The following is a 6,709-nucleotide window of genomic DNA, read 5'->3' on the forward strand; positions in this document are numbered from 1 at the left end:
TGCAAAACAAAATTCGCCATCAACTCCAGCTTATCCGCGTACTTATCCACAGAACTCGTGGATGCCTTTCATGTTGATCGAATTCTGCAGCCATGCAAGACAGGTGATTCCCAGAATCAGGGTTACCGACCCGCCTGATTCATCGTGGGAACGCCCACCCAAAACACCGGAGGTGAACTTGTTTCGGCTTGCATGTTTCAGCGCCAAAATTGGCGTGCGAGTCCTTTTGAGCAAAGCACACGGGATGTCACGTTGCCTTAAGCTATTCAATCTTCATGCAACCGCGACACCACCAAGGGTTGTTGGCTCGAGTACAGGACTTCGGGGCTATCTAGCGGAGGCTCAGAAACGGCGTTGGGCTGCGTATCGTGTGCAAAGAGCACTCTAGGAATAACCTGAATCTCTAACCGATTTCTCAGTATGGCAATACCGGTCGGCGATGTTCAAACTTTCAGAAAGAGTTGCCGTATTGCGTCGATTTGGTAGGCGGGCAAGTTGGAAGCAATACGCATGTCTAAGGTTCTCTCATTCGCTTTCTCGCCGACGTAGCTCTTCTAAAGTGTAACTTTGCGCAATTGGCCCTGCGCCACCTTCACTGAAATTGTCGTCTGAACTCAGGCAATAGAGGTCACACAATAGGGTTGCCCTCGCCTCTCGCCAGTCGACCAGCCAAAGCCGTCCGCCCGGTGTTCCGATATATCCAAACACCTGCTCATCCATGTCGGCGAGCAAATCATCAGTGCTGGGCACTTCGCTATCTGCGTCGGTATCGAAACTTGAATGTGTGTGATACGACGCCACGATGTCGACTATCTCCTCTGAGATGTCTTCGACGACGCACTCGTCGTTTGTGCCGCGAACGGGATCGCTGGCGACAAACCTGCCCTCAGAATTCAGACCGAAGTATCCGCAAACTTCGATATTCTCAGAGAAGCTAACCGCTTGATACGCGGCAAATGCTGCTTTGGCTTGTGCATGAAAAGCCGTGTCGGGAACGCTACCCGATCCCAACGGCTCAGATGGTGAGTCTTCGCATCCCGCAAGAATAACTGCGGCAAGCACAACACAGATTTGTTTTGTCATTTACCGTCACTCTTCAACAGGCCCGCGCGGTTTTGCATCCCGTTTCGGTAATTGTCTATCTGAATTCTGATGCGCTGTCGCGGTTAAGGTAGTTAAACACCACTGCGCATCAGTGCCTGTTGAAAATATCGAAACGGACATCGAAAAAGTCTCAGATTGCCACTGTTGAGCCTCATTCTCGTAGTCTGCCCGAACCGTAACCGCATGTATGTAAAGGAGTATTTCATGCGTAGGTTTTTTACTGCCGTTGCCCTTCTGCCTTTCGTCGCTGCCTGCGCACAGTCGCCGGATAAGGTCGGTGCCACGTATGTCAGCCCGGCTATCTTCGATGGGCGCTCGTGCCAGCAGTTGCACGCCGAGCGCAACCAGATTGCAAGCAACGTTAACAAGTTGACGGCAGACCAAAAAAAAGCAGCTACGGATGACGCAGTCATTACAGGCGTGACACTGGTTCTGTTCTGGCCTGCCGCGTTAGCAATGGCTGCTACACAGGATCATGCCGACCAGTTGGCGGCTGCCAAGGGGAACTACGACGCCATCACGCAGGCTATGCAGTCGAAGAATTGCCCCCAAATCGGTGTGACTGGCTAAAGCTTCCAAGCAGCAAAAAAAGAAAGGGGAGCATGAAGGTGTGCTCCCTTTTCTTACGGCCCTTTGCGACCACCTACTTTTTGAGCAATGCGGCGCGTCAGTGACCGTGCTCAAGAAACTCAGCGTTCGCGGCCTAAAATAAGAGAACCTCAGCACTGCGGGTTGTTCGGTAGTGTTACCTTACATAGGGAAAGCAGCAAGGGATTGAACGCCCTACGTATAGGTTACGTTACATAGGCCGCCACACAGCGAACTTAAGATAGATAACAATACAGGCTCAGGATTTATGCTGGATAATCAGGACAAGAAAAACGAACTAGACTTCGAAAACCTTTGGAACCAGATGCAACTCCCTTTGCCCATCGCAGAAGGGTTTATTTCGGACATTGGTTGGATTGCTCAGCACTACCACCCCAAAGATCGGCGAATAACACCACTGCCAGCGAAAGAGCGCAAAGCGATCTATAGCAAGCTGGACAAGACCGTCAGTTCTTTGCTGGACCAGCTTTCTAATTTGCCACCTTCCATCCAATGGGAAATCGAAGAAGTTGGAATGGCGAATGAGCCGGAAGACTATTTTGAGAACGCGATTGGTGCTGACCACGAAGGGCTGGACTACGGAGAGTATTTGATTGACGTCCTGACAGGGAAACTCCCCGAGATAGCGTTCCTGATCCAAGAAGGACTGGAACATCACAAGCGCCCACGCGCGCGCCCTAAACAAAATGAAAGCTTGGAAGATACAATCCAACAGCTTGCGAAAGTGTTCCAACACTACACCGGGCGCAATCCAGTGAAGACCTATCGCTATGACGAACTGGACGAAGAACAGCCCTACAAGAGCGACTTCTTTAGTTTCCTATATGCATTCTTCTGGGTTAATCCCAACCACAGGTTCCCGACGTCGCACACTCTCGGAAACGCGACATTGCGCGTGTTTGGCCTAAAAAAATAGGGGATGTCATAAATGGACAAATTTTGAGCCATATATGACATTAGATTGAGACGGACCTACGCTGCATATTGGCTGCAATGAAACGATATGCAGCGAGGCAACAATGCAAGCACAGATTGACCCTGACTACTTCGACCGGCTCATCGACGAGAAAGAAGCCGCCAACTATCTCTGTTATTCCGTACGCGCGTTGCAGAATTGGCGTGTTCGAGGCGGTGGGCCTATGTTTGTAAAGGTCTCTGGTCGGTCTGTCCGATACACGCGCAGTGACTTGCAAAAATGGATCGCTGAAAAGCGCGTCGCCAATACCAGCGCCGCACCTTCCTAACATTTGAGTTTTGCCCACTCAGAGTTGGCAGCGCTGAGCGGGATTTTGGGGCCGGATGGCTCTTAGGGGCGCGGGGTGTCGCCACCCTGCGCCCTTTCTGTGTCTGCCAAACGGTTTAAGCAAGGAGTTCACCATGACACAGCAACCCGCTTTCAAATTCAAAATCGGGCTTATTTCCGCGACAATCTGGGACAATGACGGTTTCTTCTCAGTCGATATCTCACGTTCCTACAAGAACGGGGAAGGTGACTGGCGCACCACCAGCGCGTTTTCTCACAATGATCTTCTGAATGTCGCCAAATGCGCGGAACGTGCAGAAAACTGGATTTCGCGCAAGCAGGCAGCAGCCAGCCAATGATATCCGCCGGGCGTCCAGCCCGGCCCCAAAACAATAGCTGCCCCGCCGGAGGCACTATCGAAGGGCGCGCCAGCGCCCGCCCCTTTTCCCAACCTCAACCAAATCGCGCGGCATTCGCCGAAAGAGGGGGGTGATTGTAGCACCCCCCTCTGGAAATACCGGAACTCAAGGAGACCCCACTAATGCAAGTTGTTCATCGTGGATTCGACACTATCGCACTTTCGATTCAAGCGAATATCTCTCAGGAGCTGTTCGACCTGCTGAACGCCGAACGGGAAAGGGCCGAAGAAGAGCGGCACCCTGTTCTTTTCAGCTACGGCGGCGCAGACTTTGACTTGTTACCCCATGGCGGCAACGGGTATCGCTTTATCCTCAAAGGTGGGCCTTTGGATGTGCATTGGTCCTTAAAGAAACCAAATGCACGCGACCCTTGGGGCATTCGGGTTTCTGTAGGGTCAACTCTTCTAGCGACACAAGGGCTTGGATACGCCCGTTCCTACATAGACAAGACCCTAACTAGGCTTGGCATCCGCTTTGAGTCGCATCAGGTCAGTATCAGCCGTGCCGATTTCTGCGTCGATATTCTCGCGCCGGAATTCGAACTTGTTCCTGAAAACTTTGTTATTCACAGCCACACCAACCGCGCCGACTATCTTACTGCTCAAGATGACATGCGCAGCAACGGTAAATCTGGTCAGTTCACATCTGTCACGGTCGGAAAAATGCCGGGACGACAGGTCATCATCTATGACAAGCGTCGCGAAGTGATTGATAAGAAAAAGCCGATCTGGTGGGATATTTGGAACACCAACCTAGAGCGGGAAGGTTTACCCCCATTGGACCCTTCTGATGCGTCTCAGAGTCGCGTGTGGCGTGTTGAGGTGCGCGCCGGGAAGGACTTGCTCAAGGATCGTTGGCAGATCAGGACGTGGCCTCAGTTCGATGCTGAGTTCGGCGATGTCATTGCCGAGGCACTGCAGAAGATACGATACTGCGAGCCCGATCCTGACGATGGAAACCGCGCGCGGTGGTCTAACCATAAAATATGGGACTTGGTTACTGGAACGTCAGAAGATGACCTGCTGGAAATGCGCAGCCACGTCGATGCAACAAGTGTTAGGCACGTACATCGCAATGAGCAAGTTAGGCTAATAACGGCGCAACTGGCAGGCCTTGGAATTACACTGGCCGCACTTGAAGACATTCAGGAAAATGAGCTGAGTGATTTCATGGACAATGTTGGGGGCAGGCTCGCAGACAACATAACGGCTGATCCTGAGCGCGCCGCAAACAAGCTGCATGAAGCCAAGAACAGATACCGGTTTATTGCATAAACCACTGACAAGTAACCGCCTCTTTTGTGACGTATCTAGTTTAGGCAGTTTGAGCCCTTACCAGACATCCGCGATCACCAATGGCGGCAATAGTAAAAAAGGTGAGGGTGTGAACCCATGGTTTGGCCAATTGGGTGCTCCTACAGGTATGGTTTACACTACTTTCCTTCTTAGGCCTCTCGAGTTTGACTGAAAAAGTGCCGTGGGCCCCAATGGCGTGTATTGCTTTGATTCTAGGTATTAAATTGCGGAACCCAGTTCACATCGTAGCTTTGGTATTGCTTCTGTATACGGCATGGACAATCTGGTCGGATGGCGCAAACGCGGATGCTTGGTCGGAGTGTCGGGTAGACGACAGCTGCGTCATAGAATACGAGTACTTATCTAATCAGGAGTCCGATCCTTTTTTGTTCTTGGGGAAAGTCGTTGATAATCACCATCCAAGGTGGCGCGACTATAGGGACCCAATTAGGGACTACACCAGCGTCAATGACTGTTTGATCACACAAGAGTGGAGTCACGGTCGGCCAAACCTTTTACTGATAGATTGGGAAAGAGTTGGGCTGGCTGCAGAACTGGAGGTGTGTGTTTTCAGAATTTCAAGGAGCCTGAACAGTATACAAGAAATAATGAGCTGGCTTCAGTATCATGGTTTCTCATTTAATGGTGTCATGGGGTTTATGGGTAATGAATATGTGCCTGAATTTCCTACACAGCCAATAAAAATGATTTCAGCAAATTGGACGAATGAACAGTATAGAGAGAAGAAACCATCGATTTTTGCCAAGGTGACCGGAATTGACCTAATAACCAATTACTCCTTAGTGCTCCAAATTGATTCCAACGATAAAATCGTTGGCGTTCATTCGGGGTCAAACTCGAAATAGCGCATGAGATTTTGCTACCCTTGGACTGACCGTCAGGCAAGTCAGGCCGCACTTTCGAGCCGGGCTGGCGGTCAATGCGGATCTATCGAGCGATTCCCAAACAGAATGGCGAAAGGAAAGTTGGATTAGAAGATTTGTCCGCACTGTGGTCGTTAACGCCGCATGACTCGCCATGAAGCCCGGCCAAATGCGTTAAATGACCAGTATGAGCCCTTACCAGACATCCGTGATCACCAATGGCGGCAATAGTAAAAAAGGTGACCGGTGTGAACCCATGGTTTGGCCAATTGGGTGCTCCTACAGGTATGGTTTACACTACTTTCCTTCTTAGGCCTCTCGAGTTTGACTGAAAAAGTGCCGTCGGCCCCAATGGCGTGTATTGCTTTGATTCTAGGTATTAAATTGCGGAACCCAGTTCACATCGTAGCTTTGGTATTGCTTCTGTATACGGCATGGACAATCTGGTCGGATGGCGCAAACGCGGATGCTTGGTCGGAGTGTCGGGTAGACGACAGCTGCGTCATAGAATACGAGTACTTATCTGATCAGGAGTCCGATCCTTTTTTGTTCTTGGGGAGAGTCGTTGATAATCACCATCCAAGGTGGCGCGACTATAGGGACCCAATTAGGGACTACACCAGCGTCAATGACTGTTTGATCACACAAGAGTGGAGTCACGGTCGGCCAAACCTTTTACTGATAGATTGGGAAAGAGTTGGGCTGGCTGCAGAACTGGAGGTGTGTGTTTTCAGAATTTCAAGGAGCCTGAACAGTATACAAGAAATAATGAGCTGGCTTCAGTATCATGGTTTCTCATTTAATGGTGTCATGGGGTTTATGGGTAATGAATATGTGCCTGAATTTCCTACACAGCCAATAAAAATGATTTCGGCAAATTGGACGAATGAACAGTATAGAGAGAAGAAACCATCGATTTTTGCCAAGGTGACCGGAATTGACCTAATAACCAATTACTCCTTAGTGCTCCAAATTGATTCCAACGATAAAATCGTTGGCGTTCATTCGGGGTCAAACTCGAAATAGCGCGTGAGATTTTGCTACCCTTGGACTGACCGTCAGGCAAGTCAGGCCGCACTTTCGAGCCGGGCTGGCGGTCAATGCGGATCTATCCAGCGATTCCCAAACAGAATGGCGAAAGGAAAGTTGGATTAG

Annotated in this window: 8 protein-coding genes; 7 read left to right on the forward strand and 1 reads right to left on the reverse strand. The window is 50.3% G+C overall.

Annotation, left to right across the window (positions count from 1 at the left end; all coding sequences use genetic code 11):
- Window positions 1-525: 525 nt before the first annotated feature.
- Entirely contained in the window at window positions 526-1,083 is a 558-nt protein-coding gene (locus tag AC2TEL_RS05800; protein ID WP_480902485.1) for a DUF4329 domain-containing protein, read from the reverse strand.
- A 225-nt stretch (window positions 1,084-1,308) separates the two neighbouring features.
- Here AC2TEL_RS05800 and AC2TEL_RS05805 point away from each other — a divergent pair, with 225 nt between their 5' ends.
- The 7 genes from AC2TEL_RS05805 (at window position 1,309) to AC2TEL_RS05835 (ending at window position 6,580) form a co-directional block, all read left to right on the forward strand.
- Window positions 1,309-1,674 carry a hypothetical protein gene (locus AC2TEL_RS05805; RefSeq protein WP_480902487.1) on the forward strand — a complete coding sequence of 122 codons (366 nt, stop codon included), beginning with the start codon at window positions 1,309-1,311 and terminating at the stop codon, window positions 1,672-1,674.
- A 286-nt stretch (window positions 1,675-1,960) separates the two neighbouring features.
- The gene (locus AC2TEL_RS05810; protein WP_480902489.1) at window positions 1,961-2,629 is read left to right on the forward strand and encodes a hypothetical protein; all 669 of its coding nucleotides are present in this window, start codon (window positions 1,961-1,963) and stop codon (window positions 2,627-2,629) included.
- Between the two features lie 103 nt (window positions 2,630-2,732).
- Window positions 2,733-2,957, forward strand: a complete 225-nt coding sequence (locus AC2TEL_RS05815; protein WP_171616510.1) for a helix-turn-helix transcriptional regulator — start codon at window positions 2,733-2,735, stop codon at window positions 2,955-2,957.
- A gap of 133 nt (window positions 2,958-3,090) precedes the next feature.
- Complete coding sequence (locus AC2TEL_RS05820) at window positions 3,091-3,315, forward strand: hypothetical protein (protein ID WP_480902491.1); 225 nt, start codon at window positions 3,091-3,093, stop codon at window positions 3,313-3,315.
- Window positions 3,316-3,497: 182 nt separating this feature from the next.
- The gene (locus AC2TEL_RS05825) at window positions 3,498-4,649 is read left to right on the forward strand and encodes a hypothetical protein (RefSeq protein ID WP_480902494.1); all 1,152 of its coding nucleotides are present in this window, start codon (window positions 3,498-3,500) and stop codon (window positions 4,647-4,649) included.
- Window positions 4,650-5,278: 629 nt separating this feature from the next.
- Window positions 5,279-5,536 (forward strand): hypothetical protein, encoded by a 258-nt coding sequence (locus AC2TEL_RS05830; RefSeq protein ID WP_480902496.1) that lies wholly within the window; start codon window positions 5,279-5,281, stop codon window positions 5,534-5,536.
- 786 nt (window positions 5,537-6,322) lie between these two features.
- Window positions 6,323-6,580 carry a hypothetical protein gene (locus AC2TEL_RS05835; RefSeq protein WP_480902496.1) on the forward strand — a complete coding sequence of 86 codons (258 nt, stop codon included), beginning with the start codon at window positions 6,323-6,325 and terminating at the stop codon, window positions 6,578-6,580.
- Window positions 6,581-6,709 lie beyond the last annotated feature (129 nt).

This window comes from Ruegeria sp. HKCCD9138 (genome assembly GCF_057220975.1).